Here is a 24,283-nt window from a genome sequence, read left to right on the forward strand (position 1 = left end):
AGACGACGATGTTCGATGCAATAAAACTTGGCCGCCGGGCTTTTCTGGCCGGGGCGGTTACCAGCGGCGCGGTCGCACTTTCATCACGCTATGCTTTTGCCGCAGCCGAAAAATCGGCGGATGCGGTTGGTATTTGGGGGCCGCCGGTCGGCCCGTCGATTGCGCTGGCCCATTTGACGGAAAGCAGCGCGATACAAGACGCGGCACCCGGATCGGTTTTTCGGGTTTGGCGGACGCCGGATCAAATGCGCGCCGGGGTCGCATCGGGTGACATGGAAATCACAATTGTGCCGACCTATACCGGAGCCAACCTGTTTAATCGTGGGTTGCCGGTCAAGATGGCGAATGTGATGACCTGGGGCCTGCTTTATATGATGAGCACGGATAAGGCTGTGACGTCGCTTTCTGATATTGGCGGGAAAACGATTGTCATGCCGTTCCGCAATGACATGCCCGATCTGGTGTTTCGCCATATTCTAGGCGCAAACGGGATGTCGGCGGATAAGGATGTTAACATCCTTTACACCGCGACCCCGCTTGAGGCGGTGCAATATTTGTTGGCCGGGCGGGTTGATACCGCGATTTTGCCAGAGCCACTTGCAACGGCATCAATCCTTAAGGGTCTTGGCGCATCGATTGCGGTTAATCGGGTCCTGAGCCTTCAGGATGAATGGGGACGGGCGACCGGGCGCGCACCGTTTATTCCACAGGCCGGGGCGGTGGTGAGTGACGGTCTTTTGGCGCGCAAGCCCGATTTTGTAACGACATTTAACGCACAGGCAGCGCGGTCAACCGACTGGGTGAATAATAATCCGGCCAGTGCCGGACGACTGGCGCAGGATTATCTGGAAATTGCCGGGCCGGTGATCGAAAAATCCATTCCGTATTCCAATTTACGGGTGGTCTCGGCGGCGGATGCGCGGGCGGATCTTGAATTTTTCTTTGAAACGCTGGCGCAGCAATCCCCCGATATTATCGGCGGGAAATTGCCCGCCGATGCATTCTATCTTTCACTTTGATCGGAGGCAGGGAAAGGCGTGATTGGCGTTATCAAAGGCATTGCCGTTTATTTTTGGAGTGTCTGGGGGGCGTTGGTTGGCCTTTTCCTGTTTGTTACGCTTTGGGAAACCGGGCACGCGGTTTATGGCGATTTTATCCTGCCGGCCCCGGCCGATGCGTTTGCGCGGCTTGTGGGGTTTATTCGTGATGGATCGGCTATATCGGCGGCCTCGGATACCGCCATCCGTGCGATTGGCGGGTTTGCGGTTTCCGGGCTGATTGGCAGTTTGGTCGGGGTTATGGCCGGGTTATCGATGACAGCCGCCCGTGCGGTGCGCCCGGTGGTGACGGTGTTGCTGGGCATTCCGCCGATTGCATGGATTGTGCTGGCGTTATTGTGGTTCGGGCCAACCGGTATGACACCGATGTTTACCGTTATTGTAACCAGCATCCCGATCACCTTTGCCGGGGCGGTGGAAGGCACGCGTACCCTTGACCGCGAGCTTGAGGATATGGCGCGTATTTTTCGCGCCAGTCGGTTGCGTATTTTTGTTGATGTGCATCTGCCCCATATCCTGTCCTATCTGTTTCCGGCCTGGATTACTGCGCTTGGCATGGCGTGGAAGGTTGCGGTGATGGCCGAACTTTTGGCGACCTCGGACGGGATCGGGGCCAGAATGGCAACTGCGCGGGTCAATCTTGATACGGCCGCGACCATGGCGTGGATTGTTGCGGTGGTCGGATTGTTGCTGGCGGTGGAATATCTTGTGTTGGAACCCCTTAAACGGCGCACCGAAACATGGCGCCGACGCCCTGCCGGGCAAGGGTCATCTGCCCAAATGCGGAGGATGTGATGCTGGCGTGGAAATCGGTTTCGGTCAGCCGGATGGGGCAGGAAATTTTTTCCGATATCTCGCTTGAGATCGGGCAGGGCAAGATTGTTTCACTCGTCGGGCCGTCGGGCTGTGGCAAGACGACGTTATTGATGATTGCAGCCGGGTTGATTGATGCCGATAGCGGCAGTCTTGAGTGTGATTTTCGCAATCCGGCAATGGTGTTTCAGGAACCGCGTTTATTGCCGTGGAAACGCGCGGGCGACAATATGGCGTTTGGCCTTGCTGCGCGGGGCCAAAGACGTGCTGATTTTCAGCACAGGATTGGCGCGCTTGCCGTCACGCTTGGCCTTGATTTGCGCGATCTGGATAAATATCCCCATGAACTGAGCGGCGGGATGCGCCAGCGTGTTGCCCTTGGCCGGGCCTTGGTGATTGAACCCGATTTGTTGTTGCTTGACGAACCGTTTAGCGCGCTTGATGTCGGCCTGCGTCAGGAATTGCAGGATTTGATGGTGCGCCAGATTTCAGACCGCGGATTGACGGCGGTGTTTATTACCCATGATTTGATCGAAGCCGCCCGGATCAGCGATGTTATCGTTGTGATGGACCGGCATCCGCGTGGGATTGTTTATCAACATCAAATGTCCGGCACGCCCGGTTGCCGCGCAGAACGCGACATTTTCAATGAGGTTGGTGATTTGCTGGCGGTGCCGGTTGTGGCGCGGGCATTCGGGGCACAGGATACAGACAGGCTGTGATGGATCGCTTTTATCTGCATCCCCTTTGGGCTTATGCGTTCCGGCCGTTTTTCCTGCTGGCGGCGGGATATGCCATCGCGATTATCCCGATCTGGTTATTTGTTTTGTTTGATGGCGTCGATCCGTTGCCCTGGGCATCGCCCGGACTTTGGCATGCCCATGAAATGATTTACGGCTTTATGGTCGCCGCCCTTGCCGGGTTTATCCTGACGGCTTTGCCAAGCTGGACGGCAACCGCGCCGCTTTGTGGGCGGGGGCTGGTTTTGCTTGTCGGGCTGTGGCTGGCCGGGCGGGGTGCGATGATTTTCGCCGCTGTATTGCCGATTGAATTGGTGGCGGTGGTTAATCTTGCGTTTTTGCCGGTGCTTTGCGCGATTGTGACGCGCGCGATGATGGCGGCACGGATGCGCCGTCATGCCGGGTTTGTCTGGGCGATTGGCGGTTTGTTTCTGGCGCAGGTTGTGTTTTTTGCCGGTGGGTTTTTGCCGGGCGGGTTTTTTGGCGATGCCGGATGGGGCGAAACCGGCCTGCGGTCGGCCCTTTTGCTGATGATGGTGTTGATTGTGTTATCAACCACCCGAATTGCGATGGTTGTGGTTAATTTCGCCCTGGAACAAGACGGGTGTGATCCGACATTTCGCCCGGCACCACCGCGCCGAAATCTGGCGAATTTTGTGGTGTTGCTGTATCTGGCGGTCGATGGAACTTTCCCCGGTCATGCGGTTGGCGGATGGATCGCGCTTGCCGCCGCCGCCGCCCAACTTGATGTTCTAAGCGATTTTCACGTTGGGCGCGTTTTGCGACGGCCCTATGTTTTGGGGCTGTATCTGGGGCATGGCTGGATCGCGGTTGGCTTTGCCGGGATCGGAATATCGGCGATTTGGGGAATGGGCCTTGGGACTGATTTTCTGCATGGATTGGGGATTGGTGCGGCGGGCAGTGCGATCCTGACGGTTATGGGGATTGCCGGGCTGCGCCATAGCGGGCGGGAATTGCGGTTCCCGGTTGCGCTTTATGGGGCGCTTGTTTTGATCAATCTGTCGGCAGTGCTGCGGGTGGGGGGAAGTTATATCGATTTTATCCCTTATGATTTGATGATCGGCGGGGCATCGGTTTTGTGGATTTTGGCCTTTGTTCTTTATCTGGTGGTGTTCGTGCCCAAACTATTATCCGTGCGCGCCGATGGGCAGCCGGGATAGGTCCTGCCAAACCAAGCTGATGATCGTTAAAACAAAACCGGCCGGGAAATTAATCCCGGCCGGTTTGCGTATTTAATCAGACGTTCGGTGTCACCGGGGCCCTTACGAGCAGCCGGTGGTGCCGCCGCAAGAATCGCATTTAAGGCAGGTGCCATTCCGCACCAGGGTGAAGTTGCCGCAATCGGGGCAACCGTCGCCTTCGTAGCCTTTCATACGCGCTTCGCGAATGCGGTCCATTTTGGCATCCGATGCCGACATGACTTCTTCGCTGGCATTCAGGATCGCGGTTTCGCTGCTGGTGACGGTGGTCGTGCTTGAAATCGTCGCCGTTGCGGTTGCCGCGTGCTGGCCGTGATCATGGGAATGGCCATGGTCGGTGCCGGTTGCTTTTAGCGTGGTCACATGTTCTTCGACCGGAGCGCCGCCATCGACAACATAAAGGTTGCGACGGACAAACCCGCTGGAGGCAACTTTGCGAATGGTTTCAATAGCGCGGTCTTCGGCTTTGGCTTCTTTGCCAAGTCCGCCTTCGGCAACGCCTTTGCCGACAGTGTCGGGCAGGATGTCTGAGGGCTGAACATGGGCAAGGTCGTTACGGCCAAGATAGGAAATTGCCAATTCGCGGAACATGTAATCAAGGATCGAGGTTGCCATTTTAATGGCGTCGTTCCCGGAAACCATGCCTGATGGCTCAAAGCGCGTGAAGGTGAAGGCTTCGACGTATTCTTCGAGCGGTACACCGTATTGCAGGCCGATGGACACTGCGATGGCGAAGTTGTTCATAAGCGAGCGGAACGCCGCGCCTTCCTTGTGCATGTCGATGAAGATTTCACCGATCTTGCCGTCTTCGTATTCACCGGTGCGCAGGTAAACCTTGTGGCCGCCAACGGTGGCCTTTTGGGTGTAACCCTTGCGGCGAGAGGGCAGGGAACGACGTTCGCCCTGAACCACACGTTCGATGATTTTTTCAACGATCTGTTCGGAAACCGCGGCGACTTTGGCCGAGGATGACTGATCAGCGTAATCGTCTTCTTCGACCAGTGCCGAGTTCAGCGGCTGGCTGAGTTTCGAGCCATCACGATATAGCGCATTTGCCTTAAGGCAGAGACGCCAGGACAACATATAGGCGTCCTTGCAATCCTGGATCGAGGCATTGTTGGGCATGTTGATGGTTTTCGAAATCGCACCCGAGATGAACGGCTGAGCCGCGGCCATCATGCGGATGTGGCTTTCAGCCGACAGATAACGTTTGCCGATACGGCCACACGGATTGGCGCAATCAAAGACAGGAAGATCTTCGTCACGCATATGCGGGGCCTGTTCAAGCGTCATCGCGCCGCAAACATAGGTGTTTGCCAGTTCGATCTGCTTTTTATCAAAACCAAGGGCGGCGAGCATGTCAAAGTTCATGCTGTTGATCGCCTTGGCATCAAGGCCAAGCTGTTTGACGCAGTATTCTTCGCCAAAGGTGTATTTGTTAAAGACGAATTTGATGTCGAATGCGTTGGCAAGTGCGCCTTCGATTTTGGTGATCGCGTCGTCGTTAAAGCCTTTGGCCTTCAAATCATCATGGGTGATGGACGGGGATCCAACCAAGGTGCCATGACCAACCGCGTATTTTTCAATGTCGCGGATTTGACGTTCGGTATAGCCGAGCGTTGCCAGTGCCACCGGAACGGTGCGGTTGATGATTTTGAAGTAACCGCCGCCAGCAAGCTTTTTGAACTTTACAAGGGCAAAGTCCGGCTCGATCCCGGTGGTGTCGCAATCCATGACCAGACCGATGGTGCCGGTCGGGGCAATAACCGTGGTCTGAGCGTTGCGGTAACCGTGCTTTTCGCCCAGTTCCAATGCTTTGTCCCATGCGGCGCGCGCGGCAACCGGAAGATCGGCATAGGGGCTATCGGCTGCAACAAGCGGTACCGGATTGATGGTCAGGCCTTCGTAGCCTTCCTGTTCGCCATGTGCGGCACGACGATGGTTGCGCATGACGCGCAGCATTTCGTCGGCGTTATCGGCATAACCCGGGAAGGCGCCGAGTTCGGACGCCATTTCGGCCGAGGTTGCATAGGAAACGCCACACATGATCGCGGTCAGTGCGGCGCCAATGCCACGGCCTTCGTCGCTGTCATAGGGAATGCCCATGCTCATCAACAGGCCACCGATATTGGCATAACCAAGACCAAGCGTACGGTAACGATAGGACAGTTCAGCAATCCGATCCGATGGGAATTGAGCCATCAGAACCGAGATTTCGAGAACAACAGTCCAAAGGCGCACAGCATGTTCATAGGCCGCGATATCAACCCCGCCATCATCAGAACGGAAGTTCATCAGGTTCATCGAGGCAAGGTTGCACGCGGTATCGTCAAGGAACATATATTCCGAGCACGGGTTGGACGCATTGATGCGACCCGAATTCGGGCAGGTGTGCCATTCGTTGATCGTGGTGTCGTACTGGATTCCCGGATCGGCACAGGCCCATGCGGCTTCGCCGACTTTGTCCCACAATTCGCGGGCCGGGATGGTTTTATCAACCTTGCCATCGGTACGACGGATCAGTTCCCAGTCACCGTTATCAAGAACAGCCTGCAAGAAACCGTTCGAGACGCGCACCGAGTTGTTTGAATTCTGGCCCGATACGGTCAGGTATGCTTCGGAGTCCCAATCGGTGTCATAGGTCTTGAAGTTGATTTCGGTGAAGCCCTGACGGGCGAATTCGATGATCTTGTTGATATAGGAATCCGGGATCATCACAGCGCGGGCGGCCAGAACAGCTTCTTTAAGCTGCGGGTTGGCGCGCGGCAGGAAACGATCTTCGGAATCGGCGGCACCATCCCAGTTGGTGCAGGCTGCGAGAACTTCGGTCAGGTGCTTTTCAGCCAGTTTTGAACCGGCGACAAGGGCCGCGACTTTCTGTTCTTCGACGACTTTCCAGTCGATATAGTTTTCGATATCGGGGTGATCGATATCAACCACGACCATTTTGGCCGCACGGCGCGTGGTGCCGCCCGATTTGATCGCGCCCGCTGCACGGTCGCCGATCTTAAGGAAGCTCATCAGGCCGGACGAACGACCGCCACCCGAAAGGGTTTCGCCTTCGCCGCGCACATTCGAGAAGTTCGAACCGGTACCGGAACCGAATTTGAACAGGCGGGCTTCGCGAGTCCAAAGGTCCATGATGCCGCCTTCATTGACCAGATCGTCCGAAACCGACTGGATGAAGCAGGCATGGGGCTGCGGATGTTCGTAAGCACTGGCCGATTTGGTCAGTTCGCCGGTTTTGAAATCAACATAGGAGTGACCCTGTGCCGGGCCATCAATGCCGTAGGCCCAATGCAGACCGGTATTGAACCACTGTGGTGAATTTGGTGCGCCCATCTGGTGCGAAAGCTGATAGCGCATTTCATCGAAGAACGCCTGTGCATCGGATTCGCCGTCGAAATAGCCGCCTTTCCAGCCCCAATAAGTCCAAGTGCCTGCCAGACGGTCAAAGACCTGAGTGGCACTGGTTTCGCTGATGTAGCGGCCTTCTTTTGGCATTTTTTCAAGTTTGGCAATGTCAGGTGTCTGACGCCAGAGCCAGGACGGAACGTCCTTTTCCTTGACCGGTTTCAAAGCGACCGGAACACCCGCCTTTCGGAAGTATTTCTGCGCCAAAACGTCGCTTGCGACCTGTGACCAGGTGCCGGGGACGTCAATGTCATTCATCTCAAAGACCACCGATCCGTCGGGGTTTTTGATGACGCAGGATGACTTACGAAAATCGATGTCTGCGTAAGGGCTGACACCTTCCTGGGTGAACTTTCTCGTGATCCGCATGGTCTGCTCCGGTTGCGGTCAAACATAAATGTCGCGCACGGGGTTTGCGCATACAGTGTCTGACTTTATATAGTTTGCTCAATGCTCAAACGCTGCCCCCTGACCTTTATGAATTGGTCATGTTTGGACAAACGAAAGTCTGTGTTGTTTGGTGCTGATCCCCCCGCTGGAACCACCCCTTTTGTCAGGCTGACTATAAGGGTAGTTTTCTGGGGGCGTCCACCAAACTTTGTGGTTGACACCGATTTAATCACTAGATGTGGTGTTTTTGCCAATGTGGCGCTTATTTGATATTTGAAAAATCTCGTTAAGATTGTTTGAATCCCCGCCAAGGTCGCAGAATACTGCGATTTTTCTGATGGCGGTATCGTCCGGGGTCGCTAAGACTCGGACTACATGTAGTGCCAGGGGGACAACATCCCCGTAACGCAAAAGCAAGCTAACGCCGTTTGCATTTCAAATCCAGTACCAAGCACCGACATCTGCATTTCGATGAGTTTTCTATCATGGAAAATATACGTAACATTTTGATATTTATATGAAAATTGATGTTTTTCCATGGCATGAATTTTCAAGGCCGGACGGACTTGGAATCGCTGGCGTCGCCTGTGTAACTGTGGATAAACAGGTGGACAGGATGGTGTGACGATTGTGTTTCAATGAGTCGGATGCCCACAAGGGGTTGTGGGTTGTTTTGGGGTTGATTTTTACCGGATATCACGCGGCGATGAAGGGGGCATCGCTTCATATGGTGTGCCTTATCCTGTGACCTGCCGAAATGCGGTGCGAAGGTGCCTGAAACATTGACTTTGTCGTAACATCACGACATATAAGGTTCCTGATTGACCGTGTGACACAAACATAAGTGTTATGCGCCGCCAAGGGCGGAAAACCAGTTCTGGAGAGAGACCGCAGATGGCCACCGTAGGGACCCGCATTTTTACCGCGCTGTTTGGCAAACGAGTCGGTGAAGACCGTTTCGGCAATGTGTATTACACCGAAAAGAAAGCGGCCGAAGGTCGCCGTACAAAGCGTTGGGTTGTTTATAAAGGTATTGCCGAGGGCTCCAAGGTTCCGGCGGAATGGCATGCATGGCTGCATTATACCCTTGATGCGCCGCTGTCTGAAAAAGCCGAAGACCGTTATGACTGGCAGAAAGAACACCTGCCGAACCTGACGGGCACCAAACATGCCTATCGCCCGAAAGGCCATGAATACAGCGGCGGAAAACGCGCCAAGGCGACCGGCGATTATCAGGCATGGTCGCCGGAAGGCTGAATTTAATTCGTTATATCTTACACTCGGGCGCAGCATCATTGTTTGCGCCCGAGTGTGTTTTTGTCTGGTTTTGTTTTGATCCGGTTGTGTTTTGGCACGGTGCAGGACAATATGCAGAATAAGACAGCATACAGATCAACAAGATAGTGAAGACGGATAGGGCCCATGAGCAACAGACTGATCGAATCCCTTGCCGGGGCAGCGGTAATCGCAGTGGCGGTTGGCTTTGCCGCATTCAGTTATTCGCGGGCGGGGCTTGAGTCTGTTGACGGATACGAGCTGTCGGCCAGCTTTAACCGGGTTGACGGGCTTGTTGTTGGCAATGATGTGCGTATTTCGGGCGTCAAGGTTGGATCGGTTACCGCACAGGATCTGAACCCCCAGACCTATATGGCGGTGGTTAAGATGACGGTGCGAAGCGACGTTGAGTTGCCGCTGGACAGTTCAGCCAAGATTGCATCCGATGGATTACTGGGCGGCAAGTTTGTCTCGCTTGAGCCGGGCGGGGATGTGGATATGATCGTGCCAGGTGGCGAGATTGAATATACGCAAGGATCGGTTAACCTTGAGGAATTGATCGGACAGGTGATTTATTCATCGGGCAGTTCTTCGGCAAAATCGGAATAGGACGAACCGATCGGTTATCCGGTCATGATTTTGCCGGTTTTACCGATCAGGCTGTGACAAGGTTGCGAAACGCAGCATGACAGACGATATCCAGATCAGCCTGAAAGGCAGTGGAGCCGGTTTATGAGCAAGTCCGACAGCATGAACAAACATTTTCCCACATGGCAGGCCCCCGATGGGTCGCCGCTTTCCTGTGTAGAGAAAATCAAGGTTCTGAACGACAATTTCGGCGAGCTGCGTGAAATCATGCAGGAAGCGATGGAAGATGCGTTGCTGATGGGCTGTGACGAAGAACAGTTCCGTTTGGTGATGCGCAGTGTTGTCGAAGAATTGCACAATCCCTATGGCAAGCCAGACGGGCAGGATTAAATCATCATGAAATCCAGAGTTTTGTTTGGCGCTGCTGTTGCCATATGTGCATCGGCTGCAGCCTTGTCGTCAGCCTTTGCGCTTGATTATCGCCCGGCCCAGATTGCCCAGTTGCAGGGGCTTGATAAAATCACCGCGCGCATTTCGACGTTCGAAGTGCCGGTCGGGCAGATGGTGAAATTTGGCACATTGTCGATCCGGGTTGATGCCTGTTATCGTACCCCGCCCGAAGAACGCCCGGAAAGTGCCGGGTTCCTTGAAATTTCCGATATGCGCGATGATGCCAATGGCACGATCGAACAATTGTTTTCCGGCTGGATGTTTGCATCGACCCCGGGGCTTTCGGCATTGGAACACCCGGTTTATGACGTCTGGGTCAAGGAATGCCTTAGTCCGGTTGATCCGGCAGCCGATGACACCGCCGAACAGGGGCAACCTGCACCGGTCGAATAGGGCATGGTGCCCGGTTGATCTGGCGGCATGTTGCGCTGTTGAACGAGCTGTATCTTGCAAGAGTTGAAGCCACAGTATGGCTTGCCGTGGTCAAAGCTGCGGTAAATATTCCTATTGTTTCCCAAATGTCATCAACATCAAGATGATGGATCGCCGTGATGGGCGATGGTCGGCTTTTATATGGCTTTGACGCTACGTCTGTATGGGAATGGAATGTTGTGCAAAGGGTGGCAAAAGGCGGCTCTGAGCAGGCTGGTCATCGTGGATGCGTTCCTTATCCCAAAATCAGTGCGTTCTCATTCTGGATAAAATAAGGCGCAAATTGGCTTTATTGTTTCCTGTGAGGAAAATGAGTGTTGCATCCTGTCTGGCTTGAGGGGCGGGGGCCATGCTGTCATTGTTTTACCAGTTCTGTTGCGATGCAATATTATGTCCTGACCGCACGATGCGTCGGACAATTTTGATAAAAAGGGATGTTGATATGTTTACTTCGCTGAAAAAGGCCGGTTTTGCACTGGCGATTGTCGCGGGTTTGTCCGGGGCAGCTGTTTGCGCACAGGCAGCCGAGACCTATAAACTCGATCCGAGCCACACCAGCGTGATTTTTGTCGTCAACCATCTTGGTTTTTCGAATTTCCAGGGCCGTTTTGGCGGTGCGACCGGTGATTTGACGCTTGATCGCGAAAACCCGGCAGCATCATCGGCCAGTATTTCGATTGATCTTGCCCAAATCGATAGCGGTGTCGAGGCGCTTGATAATCATATGAAATCTGCTGATTTCTTTGATGTTGCAAACCATCCGACCGCGACGTTCAAAAGCACGTCGGTTGAACTTACCGGCGAAACGACAGCGACCATTACGGGCGATCTGACGATTTTGGGGCAAACCAAACCGGTTGTGTTTGATGTGACCCTGACCGGTGAAGGCGACAACCCGATGAGCAGCACCCATACCCTTGGCTTTGCCGCAACCGCAACGGTTACCCGTTCGGAATTTGGCATGACCTATCTGGTGCCAGCCGTCAGCGACGACGTTGAATTGCAGATTTCGACCGAGTTCCTGCAGCAGAAATAATTTCCGGACAAACCGGCGGCATCACCGGGTTTTCGGTTTTGATTACCGAATGCCGGAACAGCCGCCGGTTTTTCTATTTCGGGAAGACCATGAAAGGACCGGCCTATGGCACTACGCAGCACGCAAACGGGTTTTGGTTCCGTGACCAAAGCCGTTCATTGGCTGATGGCGATCCTGTTTGCCACGATGTTTGCGATCGGTTGGTATATGGATCTTTTGCCGTTGGGCATGGAAAAGCTGGTTTGGATTTCGCGCCATAAATCCATCGGGGTAACGATCCTGTTGCTTGCCATTTTACGTATTGTCTGGCGTTTGGCCGAACAAACACCGACAGCCCTTGGCGATGTGGCATGGGAACACCGTGCCGCCAAGGCCGCACATCTGGCGCTTTATGCCGTGATGCTGGCGATGCCGCTAAGCGGGTGGTTGATGTCATCGGCGGCGAATTATTCGGTCAGTGTGTTTGGCCTGTTTACGCTTCCCGATCTGGTGGGGCCGGACAAGGTGCTTTATGAGCAATTGAAATTCGTCCATTGGGCATTGTCATGGTCGATTGTCGGTCTGGTTGGACTGCATGTCGGTGCCGCATTCAAACACCATTTTATCAATCGCGATGCGACGCTGCGCCGGATGATCCCATGGGCGGCGAAGGGGAATTGATCATGATGACTTCTTTTAAAAATCTTTTGCGGGTTTCGGTGATTGTTCCGGCTTTTGCGTTATCCGTCATCGGGGTTTCCGCCCCGGTATTGGCGGCTGATCTGTGGCAGGTTAATGCCGATGACAGCAGCATTGAATTTACCGGGACGCAGCTTGGCGCCGAATTTGACGGCAAGTTCAAGACGTTTACCGCCGAAATCGCCTTTGCCCCGGATGATCTTGCCGGATCGAAGGTTCGTGTTCTGATTGATATTGCATCTGCTGATACCGGTAATGCAGATCGGGATAGTCAGATCATTTCAGCAGACTGGTTTGATGCGGGCCAATGGCCGACGGCGAAATTCGAAACCAAATCCTTTGTCGAAGTCGCACCGGGAAAATACGAAGCCATCGCCGATTTGACAATTCGCGATGTGACACAGGAAGTGGTTTTGCCTTTCGATCTTGAGATTAGCGACAGCAAGGCAGAAGTCGAAGGCAGGCTGACAATCAAGCGCACTGATTTTGGCGTTGGTCAGGGCCAGTGGAGCGACACCAGCCAAGTCGGTGACGCGGTCACCATCAAGATTGATATTGACGCCAGTCGTTAATCGCAACGTATTTTGATGTGTTTTGCGGTTCGGCGTTGCCGGGCTGTGCAAGATGCAGGATTGTAATTTTTGGACATTTTCAGGAATGAAAAAAGCTGCCATCGGTGAACGATGGCAGCTTTTTGTGTGGGAGTGGGCCTGAGGGTTCCTCTCCCTAGATGCTTGCCTTGCTGCGTAAATCTTCAAGGAAGGTTTCGACAGCTTTATCGAGATCGACGGCTTCGCCGACCAGTTTTTCGGCGGCATGTGCAAGGCTGGATGTGCCCGATGATACCTTTGCCGCATTGTCGTTCACGGTTTCGATCCGCTGGGATACTTCCTCGGTTCCGCTGGCGGCCTGTGTGACATTGCGTGAAATTTCACCGATTGCAGCATGCTGTTCTTCGACAGCGGCCGATATCGCAGTCGAGCTTTCGGCAACACGCGCAATGGTTTCCGAAATCCGGCGTATGGCTTCAACCGCTTCACCGGTTTCATTTTGAACGGTAAGGATTTGTTGGTTGATTTCCTCGGTCGCCTTGGCGGTCTGATTGGCAAGGTTTTTGACCTCGGAGGCGACCACGGCAAAGCCTTTGCCTGCATCACCGGCGCGTGCGGCCTCGATCGTGGCATTCAGTGCCAGAAGGTTGGTTTGTTCGGCAATATCGCCAATCAGTTTGGCAACATCGCCAATACGTTGGGCCGCATCGGCCAAGCCGATAACGGTTTCGTTTGTTCTGGCGGCTTCTTCATTGGCTTCGGCGGCAACGGCAGCGGAATTGGATACCTGCTGGGCGATTTCATCCGACGATGCGGTTAATTCTTCGGTTGCGGCAGAGACGGTTTGAACATTGTTTGATGTTTCGGTTGTCGCGGTTGCCACGGCGCGGGACAATTCGCTGTTCATATTCGTCGCTTTTTGCATGTCGCCGGTTGCCGTCTGCATTTCGGTGATCGACCCGGAAATTGATTGGATCAAGCCCTTGACGCGTTGTTCAAGCGAATTTGCCATATCCATGATCGCGTTACGGCGCTGTTCTTCGGTCTTGAGTTCCATATCGCGCTGATTGGCCTGAAGTCTTTTGTTTTCCAAGGCCTGTTCGCGGAAGGAAACAACGGTATGAGCCATTTCGCCAACTTCGTCGCCGCGATCCCGACCTTCGATCTCGCCGCTGAAATCACCTCGGGCAATCAGGTTCATGCGGGATGAAAGTTTTTTCAGACTACCTGAAATGTCGCGACCAATAATCAGCCCGGTCAGGATCAGAATTAGAAGAAGGCTTGCACAAATGACGATCACGAAAGTGGCATTTGTCCAGAAGGCTGATTGCAGATCATCGATATAGATGCCGGTGCCAATGATGTGGCCCCACGGCAGTGGAGCGGCGTATGAGAGTTTTTCGAAGGTGATTTCTTTTGGCTGGTCGGGTTTTGACCAGTAATAGGTTACAAAGCCACCGCCCGGAAGACTACCGGCCTTGACCAGTTCGCTGGTGAAATAGACGCCGTTGGAATCTTTTAGGCCGCTCAGGTTTTTGCCAATCAGTGCAGGATTGGTGCCATGCATGACCGTTTCGCCGGTTGAGGTAAAGGCAAACATATAGCCAATATCATCATCGAAGCGGGCGGGGGCCATAAAGCGATAGAAGTCGTCGATGGCCTGTTGCTGTTCAATCTCGCCTTTATCGACGCGGGCCTGATAGTTTCTTGCGATTGATGCGGAAATTTCCGTTGCTGCACGCAGTTTGTCTTTGCGATCCTCAAGCATGGTATCACGCAGGCTGATCAATTGAATTGACGCAATGACGATAAGGCCGATCAGTGCGACGCCAGAAAGGCTGGCGATTTTGCTCCCTATCTTGAGTTTCTGTAACATTTTTGGCCCTCGATATGGTTTGGTCCGGTTGTTCTTGCAAAAGTGGGTGTATGCAATTTTTATATTAGAGCATTGAAATATGCTAACTCATCTTTTGGGTGGTAAACGATCCGTGTTGCTGTTCTTTCGAATAGTTTTCTCAATACTTAGGTATTGGTGTTCGTGTCGTTGCTTTCAAGGAGTTCCGCAACCATAGATGTGTTTTTCAATGGGGGGACTGCCATGATGCGACTAAATGCAGGTTATTGAGTTCTATTTTGCCATAAAAAAACGCTGCCAGAGAACCGGCAGCGTTTCTTGCTTTTGGGCTGAGATAAAGCGGTATCAGTCGCGGGCCTTGCTGCGCAGATCGGCAAGGAAGGTTTCGACGGCTTCGTCCAGCGACAAGGCTTCGGCGACCAGTTTTTCGGCGGTCTGGGCCAATTGCATGGTGCCGTTTGAAACCTGACCGGCATTGTCATTGACGGTTTCAATTCGTTCCGACACTTCGCGCGTGCCGTTGGCAGCTTCCTGGACGTTGCGCGAAATTTCACCGATGGCAGCGTGCTGTTCTTCGACAGCAGCGGCAATCGCGGTTGAACTGTCAGCGACCTTGGCGATGGTTTCTGAAATGCGACGGATTGCTTCAACCGCTTCGCCGGTTTCGTTTTGAACCGACAGGATTTGCTGGTTGATTTCCTCGGTCGCCTTGGCGGTCTGATTGGCAAGGTTTTTGACCTCGCTTGCGACCACGGCAAAGCCTTTGCCCGCATCCCCGGCACGTGCGGCTTCGATTGTGGCGTTCAGGGCCAAAAGGTTGGTCTGTTCGGCGATATCACCGATCAGTTTTGCCACATCACCAATTTTCTGGGCCGCATCGGCAAGGCCGGTCACTGTTTCATTGGTCCGGGTTGCTTCATCATTGGCCTGATTGGCAATATCGGCTGAACGCGCGATCTGCTGGGCGATTTCATCAGAAGATGCGGTCAGCTCCTCGGTCGCGGCCGAGACTGTTTGAACGTTGACCGATGTTTGCGAGGTTGCGGTTGCGACATCGCCCGACAGTTTGCTGTTCATTTCGGTCGCCGATTGCATGGTGCCGGTCGCTTTTTTCATGTCCGCGATCGAGCTCGAAATCGACTGGATCAGGCCTTTGACCCGGCTTTCAAGTGCGCCGGCCATTTCAAGAACACCGGAACGGCGTTTTTCTTCGGCTTCGGTTTCAAGCTGTTTCTGGCGGGCTTGAAGTTCCTGATTATGGCGGGCCTGTTCGCGGAAGGCGACGACCGTTTTGGCCATGATGCCGACTTCATCGCGACGGTCCTGTCCTTCGATGTCACCGGTAAAGTTGCCATCCGAAATCAGGGTCATACGATGGGAAAGCTGGCGCAGGCCCAGCGTGATATTGCGTCCGATCAAAAGGCCGGTCAGCGCGAGGACGGCAAAAATAATGACCACAACAAACAGGATGACGGTCGCATTTTCCCAGAAAGTTTTTTCCAGATCATCGACATAAAGCCCGGTTCCAATCGCATCACCCCATGGTAGGGTACGTGAGAAGGAAACCTTTTCATACAGCTTGTCATCCGGTTCGCCCGGTTTTGGCCAGTAATAGCTGAAAAAACCACCATCAGGGGATTTCGCAGCCGCCAAAAGATCGCGGACAATATAGTTGCCGTTGGGATCTTTGACGCCAGACATATCAGTACCGTGCAGGGACGGTTTGGCGCCATGCAGGCGGTTGATGCCTTTTGGGGTATAGGCAAAAAGATAACCTGCGCCAGCGTCAAAACGCCCTTCAACCATCGACGTGTAATATTGGGCGATTGCGTCGGCTTCGGAAAGGTCACCCTGTTTGGCGCGGTTCTGATATCCGGCTGCAATAGTATAGGCAAGGTCAACCGTTGTCTTGATTTTGTCCTTGCGACTTTCAAGCAAGGCGCCATGCATTGACGTCAATTGAACAGTACTCAGGACAATCAGCCCAACAAGTGCAATGACTGACATCAGTGTAATTTTTTGACCAATACGAAGACTGTTTAGCATCTTAATTCCTTACCACAGCATTCTATTCAGCGTGACTGTCCGGGGTGCCATCTATTCTGGACGGTGCAGACGCAGGTGCACGCGATAGTTTAAGAAGGTATGTGCATGTCTGACTGAAGTTTAAGTATTCGGAAATCTCAAAATCCGAAATAAACTTTAGAAGAATTTGTACTATCCAAAGGGATGGTTAGTCTATCGCTAATTGGCTATTTAGATATAGGTTTTTGGGTGTTTGTATGATCCAAAGTCGCGAAATAGGCTGTGCGGGGCGTGATACGAGGCCAATATTTTGAAATAATGGGTAGTAACCGTCGATGGCTAAACAAAGAACAGACAAAGACAAGTAGGGTAGAGGCTGTGTAAACCCTCAGAAAAATAGAGAGAACTGCAAAGCGGAATCCCATCGTCAGATCATGAAAGATGCAAGGGAATGAAAAATACCGGACCCGGCATCGTAAATCACCATCCTCAGGCAAAAATGACGTGCGGCAACTTTGTGCGGCACGTCATCATGTTGTGGAATATGGTCATTGCCACATTCTAGGTTTTAGGTGTTTTGCATAAACATTGCCGATGGCTGAACGGCGGATAAGGTGGCAAGGCCATCGGCCGTCCGGATCAGAATGCTGTCAGGGAATTGGTTCTGTCGCCCAATCGGCAGGGATCAGTTCCCCAGATGTTTGCTGAGGAATGCCGACGCCAGATTGATGCCTTCTTCGTCAATGCCATGTTGCAGGTTTGGACGTTCGTGCAGTTCAACATCAAAACCATTCGCCGTCAGGGCTTTATGGGCCAGACGTGATGCTTCGATCGGGACGACCGGATCGGCGGTGCCATGAACCAGTATCATTGGCGGTTTTGAGCGGATGGCACCGGCAAAGGCTTCTTCGCCAAGAAGGGCACCGGAAAAACCGACCACACCGGCAATTGCCAAATTGCGACGCGGGGCGGTTTGCAGCGCCATCATCGTGCCCTGTGAAAAGCCAACCAGTGCCAGTTTGTTTGCCGGAAGGTTATGTTTGGCCAGAAGGCTATCGATAAAGTCATCAATAGAGACCGCATTTTTTGCGGCCCCTTCGGCCATGGCGCGCAGCGCACCCGACATGGTTTCGGGCTGACGGCGCAGGAATTCAGGATCGTATTCGGCCAGACTGAACCATTGACGCCCGAAAGGCGACATTTCGCACGGGAAGGGCGCATTGGGCGAATAAAAAGCAGTGTCGGGCAGGATGCGGGCAAAGCTCGGTGCCAGCCCGATCAGATCGTTGCCATCTGCGCCATAGCCATGCAGCAGGATCACGATGCTTTTTGTCGTGCCCGATGCGGCGGGCAGGATGGGCCCATTCAATGCGGTTTTGGCGGTCATATCAGATCAGGTCCCTTTGGTTATCTTTGTCATCTGATTAGCAACGCAACGGCGTAACGGCCAGTGTTTTTAATAACCGCTTTGAATAACAGCATAGCAAGGTATAGAGCAATCGCCGTAGGCATTCCGGTTGTTTGTCGGGAAAACGGTAACCGAAATAGAAATTCAGCGGGTGATTGTGTCTTTGCCCCGGATGGCAGAGGCCTGTGGATAACTTTGTGGATGGTTGACACAGTATAAGGAAAATTGATCAGTATTTGTGTCAGTCGCCAAGGACTATGACGCGAGGTGCTATTCATTGGGATAGGGTTCTATCAGGGAATCCTGATTATCTGGTCAAAAGTTGAGTTTTAAAAATATCGCGGTTTCACAGTCATTTGCTGGGGATTGTGAAAAAAATATGACGTGTAATCAGGGCGCTGGCGATTTCGCATCCGGGATATTGGGCGTAAAGAAATCGCCTTAAGGGTGATAAAGCCATCGAAATTATTCCTCAATGTGGATTCTTTGGTATCAGAGGACATTATTGTCCGTGTCAGACGCATCTTTTGTGGCATGGAAAACTGTGTCACAAGAATTCGTCCGGGTGATCCGGGCGATCCGGAATTTACCCCATTCGATCCTGATGCAGGATTAAACGATTATCCGAGGCGACCATGAGCCGTAGACGTCGCTGGTTCGGCAAGGGGGACCGACGCGTTCTGGCGTTGACCCTGCCGATTATTTTGTCCAATGCCACTGTGCCATTGCTTGGCGCGGTTGATACCGCCGTGGTCGGCCATCTGGACAGCCCGCATTATATTGGTGCGGTTGCGATCGGGGCGCTGATCTTTTCCTATGTTTTCTGGGGCTTTGGCTTTTTACGTATGGCGACCACCGGGCTTGCCGCACAGGCCCATGGGCGGCGCGATGCCAATGGGGTGCGTGCGGTCTTTGCCCGGGCGGCCCTGATTGCGGTGGGTGCCGGGCTTTTGGTGATGGTGCTGCAATGGCCGATTATCGAGTTGGCGATGTCGCTGATTGCGCCGTCGCCCGCGGTTGAAGCATCGGCACGGGATTATTTCCATATTCGCATCTGGGCATCGCCCGCGACACTGATGCAATATTGCATGCTGGGCTGGCTGCTGGCGATGCGTGATACCCGGGCTGTGTTTATCTTTCAGGTGGTGCTCAACAGTCTGAACATGATCCTTGATATCTTGTTTGTCCAAGGGTTCGGATGGGATGTTAGCGGGGTGGCCGGGGCCACGGTGATTGCCGATTATTCCGGTGTGGTCCTGGGCTGGTTTTTGATGCAACCGCATCTGAAACGGCTTGGCGGGACATGGCGCGGGATCGGAGTTTTTGATCGGGCACAGATCGCACGTCTGATGAAAATCAATGGCGATATTTTTGTGCGGACGATGGCCCTGACATCGGCCTTTGCGTTGTTTACCAGTTTTTCCGCCCGCTTTGGCGAGGTGACGCTGGCCGCCAATGCTGTGTTGCAGAACTTTTTGGTGTTTGGGTCCTTTGCCCTTGACGGGTTTGCCCATGCGGCGGAAACCCTTGTCGGGCAGGCCTATGGCGCGGAACGGCGCAAACAGTTCCTGTGGGCGGTGCGCAAGACGACCGTCTGGGCGATTGTGTCGGCCGTGGTGATGGCGATTGTTTTCGGACTGGCGGGGCCGTGGATCATTGATGGGCTAACGACGATCCCCGAAGTTCGCGAAGCTTCATATCGTTATTTGATATGGGCGGTGATCCTGCCGGTGACCGGCGTTTTGGGATTTCAGTTCGACGGCGTATTTTTGGGCGCGATGCAGACCAAACATTGGCGCAATATGATGCTGTTATCGGTTGTGCTTTATGCCGGGTTGGCGTGGGGGGCGGTGATGTGTGACAGCAATCATTTGTTGTGGGCGGCGCTGAATGTGTTTTTCCTGCTGCGCGGGGTGACGCTTGCGCTTTTGTTCCCGACGATCATTCCGCAAAAACGGATGGCCGGGGCTTAGTTTCTTGCTCAAAGGCGACGCGGACCGGCCAAGTCAGAACCGGGTGGTCACATCGACATGTTGGAGGCAGCATGGCTGAAACTGGGTGTCGGAGGCCGCAAGTCTGGGGCGGCATGCCAGAACCCTGCGAGCCGGAGTAGATATTTCTGGACGGTAAGTGCTGCGGGTTGCGTGTCAGAGCGGTCAAGTTGGGCTGTGGGAGCATTGGGCGGGGCAAGTTCGCTGCGATATGCTTGGCGGCGCATCAGAGATGGCGTAGGTGTTTGCCGGGGCAGGAAGTTGCCTGTGTCAGCGTGGTTTGACGTTGTGCGGAGGACAGAGTTGAGGACGTGGCGCGATGTTTTTCCGCTATATTTTACGAAATATAGCGGCGTATTGATGCGGATCTTTCCGGGATGTCAGGCGCTAAATTCCCGATCCTAGGCGTCAGGCACGGGCAGGGTGGTGCTGTTTTTGACTTCGTGCAGGGTGAAGCTTGATTTGATATTGGCGACACCGGGCAGTTTCATCATGACTTCGGACAGGAAGCGCTGATAGGCGGACGGGTCCTGAACCACGATGCGCATCATGTAATCCTGATTGCCGACCATGGCATAGCAATCGACGATTTCCGGGTGCGACTGGACGGCGGTTTCAAAGCGCCTAAGCGACGGTTCGTCGTGCTGGGTCAGAGATACGGTGACAAAGACGTTGACGCCCAAATTCAAATGCGACGGTGCGAGCAGGGCAACATATTTGCGAATCACACCGCTTTCTTCAAGCTTGCGCAGGCGGCGCAGGCACGGGGATACGGAAAGGCCGACCCTGTCGGCCAATTCGACCATCGAGATGCGCCCGTCTTCCTGAATCTCGCGAAGAATTTTGCGATCAATTGCGTCAAAACCGTTGCGCGCCATGGCGTGCCCCACTCCTTTGGTCGATAAGTGTTACTGTATTTCAGGTGGAATTTGCGCCGGGCTGATCTTTGCAAAAGTCAGCCATGTTGCGCAAAATTTCTGTTTCGCGATAAGCCATGACTTCGCGTTTCTGTCAATCTTTGCGTGATCCATGGCATGATCTTTTACGGTAATAAATTGTGAATTTGATCCTGAGCACAAGATGTGCGTATTGCAATGCACCCTGATAGGACTTGCATGCATCAAATATCGGGGCTATGTCATTCAAGTCATTGTATTGCTTTTCTTTGTGAGCAGGTGCAGCGGAACTTATCATTGCCGCGTCCGGTAATGGCAGTATAGTATAATCGTACCAATTTACGTATTTTACTCCTGTCAGGAGCGAGGGTTGGAGAACCAACCCTTAGGACACGAAAGGCAAACGTGGTGGACGCTGCGCAAGACACACCGGGATACAACCTGGTCACGATTGGCGAGCATAAAATCAATATTCGTCCGGCGGTCAAGGAAGACCTGCCCAATGTGGTGGCGCTTGATGACCGCACAACGGGCCTTCGCAAGCCCGATTATTGGGATGACCTGTTTACCCGTTTTGGCAATCGCAAGGATTTGCGCTTTTTCCTGATTGCGGAAGAAGGCGATACATTGCTGGGCTGTATTTTCGGTGAAGTTCGGTCGTGGGAATTCAATTCGGTCCCGTGTGGCTGGGTCGGCACGGTCAGTGTCGAGCCGAATTTGCGTATGGGCGGGATCGGCAGTGTTCTTTACAAGGAAATCTGCCGTTGTTTCCGCAAGGCCGGGGTCACCAAAATCCGCACCATGATACCGCGCGACGCGACCGACCTTATGTCGTTCTTCCGCGCACAGGGCATGATGGCCGGTCCCTTTATCCAGCTTGAAACCGATATGGAAGAGGGGGCGTAACGCCATGATGTCCTTGCAAAAGGCGACCTTGTTCGCCTTATACGCCGTGCTGGAACTGGCCGAGGATACCGACCGGCAGCTTTCGGCATCCGAAATTGCCGAGCGTTACAACATTTCGACCAACCATCTGGCGAAGGTCCTGCGCGATCTTGGTCGGGCGGGGCTGGTGGAATCGGTGCGTGGCGCCGGGGGCGGATATCGGTTTTGTGGCAATGCCAAGCGCACGACGTTGCTGGACGTGGTGCAACTGTTCGAAGAGGTCGGTACAGGCCCGTCGAGCGGCATTGTGCAAGAAACCAATGCCGGTGCTGCATTGTCGCAGGTGATGGATGAGATCGAGGAAATTACCTATGCGACGCTGTTGTCGATTTCAATCGACACCATGCTGAAATTGATGCGCAAGCGCCGCCCGGAAAAACCGACATCGACCGGATTGTTCCGCGCAGTTTGAGGCCGTTGCCTATTGGCAAAGCTGGCCCTCATTCACGGTCGCAACCTATCAAGAGCAAATAAGATCAAACAACAAGGCCGTCAGAGCAATCTGACGGCCTTGTTGCGTATTGGTTTGATATCCCGGTCAGATCAGCTTTCGCTGGTGGGTGATCCGGTTTCAGCACCGTCGGTATTTGCCGCAGGAGCTGCTTTTGGAGCAGGTTTTTTACGCGGGCGACGGGCGGGTTTTGGTTTTGCAGGCTTGGCAGCGACGGCATCTGTTGCCAGTGCCGATTCCGGTACTGACTCTGGCGCCGAAGAGGGGGCCGGAGCAGGTGCCGGTGCTGAAGCCGCGGTCGATGCCGTGGTTTCGGCCTCGGCTGCCGGGGTTTCAACGTTTTGAACGGCTGCCTTGCGAGGTCTTGGAGTGCGTGTCCGGGGCGGCTTGGCCGTTTTGGTGGCTGCTGCCTTTGCCGGGGATTTGCGGACCGGGGCCTTTTTTTCAGGCTCGGCGGCTTTGGGCTTGCCAAGGCTTGATGCCGGAACCGGGGTCAAAAGGAAGGCCGGAACGTGATCGCCAAGGCCGATAATCGGTTTGTTGTTATTGTTGTTGTTGTCGTCACGGTCGTGCCGATCATCGCGGTCACGGCGCGACGAAGACCTGCCTGATGACCGTTCCGGACGGTTCGGACGTTCATTGCGTGGTCTTGCATCGCGTTGTTGCGTGTTTTCGCGCGGCTGTTGCTGTTGCGGCTGTGGCTTGGCTTCCTGCGGGGCAGGTGTCGCCTGTGCCGGTGCCGGGGCGGCAGCTTTGGTGTCGCGTTCTGCACGGTCATCGCGGTTATTGGTATTTGCGTTGGCGTTGCGGTTGTTATCGCGGCCATTGTTACGCGTATTGTCGCGGTTGTTGTCGCGTGCCGGACGGTCATCGCGCTGCGGTGCTTTGCGGCTTTTCTTCGCGCGGCGTTTCTTGCCGGTGAAGTCGAGTTCAAGTGTCTCGATGCCATCAATTTCGGTCAGCGGGATTTCCATGTTGATGGTCTTGTTGATTGCAGCAACAAGTTTGCCATCTTCGGGCATGGCAAGGGTAAATGCCTTGCCTTCGCGGCCCGCACGACCGGTACGACCGGTACGGTGGACGTAATCGTCGGCGTTGAACGGCACGTCAAAGTTAAAGACATGCGATACATCGGCAACGTCGATCCCGCGTGCGGCAACGTCAGAACAGATCAAAAGGGTGATTTCACCGGTTTTGAATTTGTCCAGCGTTTCGGTGCGTTCGCTTTGGACCAAATCGCCATGCATGCGACCGGCATTAAAGCCGTGCTTGGTCAGCGATTTGTAAAGGATATCGACGTCTTTTTTGCGGTTACAGAACACAAAGGCGTTCTTGATGTTTTCCTGACGGATCAAACGGCGAAGGGCCTCGCGTTTGTCCATATCATCTAGCACAAGGAGTTTATGTTCAACCGTGGTCGCCATGGTCGCGGGCGGGGAAACGGTGATTTCCTTGGGATTGGACAGGAATTTGTCGGCAAGACGACGGATTTCCTTGGGCATGGTTGCCGAGAAGAAAAGCGTCTGGCGCTGTTTAGGCAGCATGTTTACGATTTTTTCGATATCGGGGATGAAGCCCATATCAAGCATGCGGTCGGCTTCGTCGATCACCAGAAGTTTGCAGTCCGACAGAAGCAATTTGCCACGTTCAAACGTATCAATCAGGCGACCCGGGGTCGCGATGATGACGTCAGCACCTTTTTCAAGGATTTTCTGCTGTTCAACGAAGGATTCCCCCCCAATGACCAGCGCCTTGGACAGCGACATGTATTTGCCGTAGGTGTCGAAGTTTGCCGCCACCTGAGTCGCAAGTTCACGGGTTGGTTCGAGAATGATCGAGCGCGGCATGCGCATGCGTGCGCGGCCGTGATGCAAGATATCAAGCATCGGCAAGGTGAAGCTGGCTGTTTTGCCCGTACCTGTTTGCGCACAGCCAAGGATATCACGTGCCATCAGCACGGACGGAATCGCCTGACTCTGGATGGGGGTCGGGGTATCATAGCCGGCGTCTGCGACGGCTTTGAGGATATCTTCGCTCAGACCGAGATCGGCGAAATTCATATGGTTC

The 24,283-nt window shown here is 53.9% G+C and carries 20 protein-coding genes; 14 read left to right on the forward strand and 6 right to left on the reverse strand.

Annotated features, from left to right (window positions below; translation table 11 throughout):
• The first annotated feature begins 8 nt into the window (after positions 1-8).
• From TALK_RS08455 to TALK_RS08470, 4 genes are read left to right on the forward strand one after another with little or no spacing between them, the layout of a single operon-like run.
• Positions 9-1,019 (forward strand): ABC transporter substrate-binding protein, encoded by a 1,011-nt coding sequence (locus TALK_RS08455; protein WP_085617831.1) that lies wholly within the window; start codon positions 9-11, stop codon positions 1,017-1,019.
• Positions 1,020-1,037: 18 nt separating this feature from the next.
• Positions 1,038-1,853, forward strand: a complete 816-nt coding sequence (locus TALK_RS08460) for an ABC transporter permease (protein ID WP_139833766.1) — start codon at positions 1,038-1,040, stop codon at positions 1,851-1,853.
• On the forward strand, positions 1,853-2,593 hold the full coding sequence (locus TALK_RS08465) for an ABC transporter ATP-binding protein (RefSeq protein ID WP_085617832.1): 741 nt from the start codon (positions 1,853-1,855) through the stop codon (positions 2,591-2,593). The genes TALK_RS08460 and TALK_RS08465 overlap by 1 nt, the downstream gene beginning before the upstream one ends.
• Positions 2,593-3,792, forward strand: coding sequence for an NnrS family protein (locus TALK_RS08470; protein ID WP_085617834.1), 1,200 nt, complete (start codon positions 2,593-2,595; stop codon positions 3,790-3,792). Before TALK_RS08465 ends, TALK_RS08470 begins: the two co-directional genes overlap by 1 nt.
• A 102-nt stretch (positions 3,793-3,894) precedes the next feature.
• Here TALK_RS08470 and TALK_RS08475 read toward each other — a convergent pair whose 3' ends face one another.
• The gene (locus tag TALK_RS08475; protein WP_085617836.1) at positions 3,895-7,614 is read right to left on the reverse strand and encodes a vitamin B12-dependent ribonucleotide reductase; all 3,720 of its coding nucleotides are present in this window, start codon (positions 7,612-7,614) and stop codon (positions 3,895-3,897) included.
• A gap of 915 nt (positions 7,615-8,529) precedes the next feature.
• Between TALK_RS08475 and TALK_RS08480 the strand changes: the two genes are divergently transcribed.
• From TALK_RS08480 to TALK_RS08510, 7 genes are all read left to right on the forward strand, one after another.
• Positions 8,530-8,892, forward strand: coding sequence for an NADH:ubiquinone oxidoreductase subunit NDUFA12 (locus TALK_RS08480; RefSeq protein ID WP_085617838.1), 363 nt, complete (start codon positions 8,530-8,532; stop codon positions 8,890-8,892).
• Positions 8,893-9,057: 165 nt separating this feature from the next.
• A complete protein-coding gene (gene mlaD, locus TALK_RS08485) occupies positions 9,058-9,519 on the forward strand; it encodes an outer membrane lipid asymmetry maintenance protein MlaD (RefSeq protein ID WP_085617840.1) in 462 nt (153 codons plus the stop codon).
• Between the two features lie 123 nt (positions 9,520-9,642).
• Complete coding sequence (locus tag TALK_RS08490) at positions 9,643-9,888, forward strand: hypothetical protein (RefSeq protein WP_085617842.1); 246 nt, start codon at positions 9,643-9,645, stop codon at positions 9,886-9,888.
• A gap of 6 nt (positions 9,889-9,894) precedes the next feature.
• Complete coding sequence (locus TALK_RS08495) at positions 9,895-10,341, forward strand: DUF2155 domain-containing protein (protein ID WP_085617844.1); 447 nt, start codon at positions 9,895-9,897, stop codon at positions 10,339-10,341.
• Between the two features lie 481 nt (positions 10,342-10,822).
• Positions 10,823-11,416 carry a YceI family protein gene (locus tag TALK_RS08500; protein ID WP_085617846.1) on the forward strand — a complete coding sequence of 198 codons (594 nt, stop codon included), beginning with the start codon at positions 10,823-10,825 and terminating at the stop codon, positions 11,414-11,416.
• Positions 11,417-11,521: 105 nt separating this feature from the next.
• On the forward strand, positions 11,522-12,076 hold the full coding sequence (locus tag TALK_RS08505; protein WP_085617848.1) for a cytochrome b: 555 nt from the start codon (positions 11,522-11,524) through the stop codon (positions 12,074-12,076).
• 2 nt (positions 12,077-12,078) lie between these two features.
• Positions 12,079-12,666: a YceI family protein gene (locus tag TALK_RS08510; RefSeq protein ID WP_085618260.1), complete on the forward strand. Its 588-nt coding sequence runs from the start codon at positions 12,079-12,081 to the stop codon at positions 12,664-12,666.
• Positions 12,667-12,820: 154 nt separating this feature from the next.
• Here the strand turns inward: TALK_RS08510 and TALK_RS08515 are convergent, their stop codons facing one another.
• The 3 genes from TALK_RS08515 to TALK_RS08525 form a co-directional block, all read right to left on the reverse strand.
• Entirely contained in the window at positions 12,821-14,521 is a 1,701-nt protein-coding gene (locus TALK_RS08515; protein WP_085617850.1) for a methyl-accepting chemotaxis protein, read from the reverse strand.
• 324 nt (positions 14,522-14,845) lie between these two features.
• Entirely contained in the window at positions 14,846-16,546 is a 1,701-nt protein-coding gene (locus TALK_RS08520; protein ID WP_085617852.1) for a methyl-accepting chemotaxis protein, read from the reverse strand.
• Between the two features lie 664 nt (positions 16,547-17,210).
• A complete protein-coding gene (locus TALK_RS08525) occupies positions 17,211-17,912 on the reverse strand; it encodes an alpha/beta hydrolase (protein WP_085617854.1) in 702 nt (233 codons plus the stop codon).
• 656 nt (positions 17,913-18,568) lie between these two features.
• Between TALK_RS08525 and TALK_RS08530 the strand changes: the two genes are divergently transcribed.
• Positions 18,569-19,906: an MATE family efflux transporter gene (locus TALK_RS08530; RefSeq protein WP_085617856.1), complete on the forward strand. Its 1,338-nt coding sequence runs from the start codon at positions 18,569-18,571 to the stop codon at positions 19,904-19,906.
• A 419-nt stretch (positions 19,907-20,325) separates the two neighbouring features.
• On the opposite strand, the gene TALK_RS08535 is transcribed toward TALK_RS08530, so the two are convergent.
• Positions 20,326-20,802, reverse strand: a complete 477-nt coding sequence (locus TALK_RS08535; protein ID WP_085617858.1) for an Lrp/AsnC family transcriptional regulator — start codon at positions 20,800-20,802, stop codon at positions 20,326-20,328.
• A gap of 426 nt (positions 20,803-21,228) precedes the next feature.
• On the opposite strand from TALK_RS08535, the gene TALK_RS08540 reads away from it, so the two are divergent.
• Positions 21,229-21,726 carry a GNAT family N-acetyltransferase gene (locus TALK_RS08540; RefSeq protein ID WP_245829785.1) on the forward strand — a complete coding sequence of 166 codons (498 nt, stop codon included), beginning with the start codon at positions 21,229-21,231 and terminating at the stop codon, positions 21,724-21,726.
• A 4-nt stretch (positions 21,727-21,730) separates the two neighbouring features.
• Positions 21,731-22,177: an Rrf2 family transcriptional regulator gene (locus TALK_RS08545; RefSeq protein ID WP_085617862.1), complete on the forward strand. Its 447-nt coding sequence runs from the start codon at positions 21,731-21,733 to the stop codon at positions 22,175-22,177.
• A 131-nt stretch (positions 22,178-22,308) separates the two neighbouring features.
• Here TALK_RS08545 and TALK_RS08550 read toward each other — a convergent pair whose 3' ends face one another.
• A complete protein-coding gene (locus TALK_RS08550) occupies positions 22,309-24,276 on the reverse strand; it encodes a DEAD/DEAH box helicase (protein WP_085617864.1) in 1,968 nt (655 codons plus the stop codon).
• Positions 24,277-24,283 lie beyond the last annotated feature (7 nt).

Origin of the sequence: Thalassospira alkalitolerans (assembly GCF_002115745.1) — a bacterium.
Classification (GTDB): Bacteria; Pseudomonadota; Alphaproteobacteria; order Rhodospirillales; family Thalassospiraceae; genus Thalassospira; species Thalassospira alkalitolerans.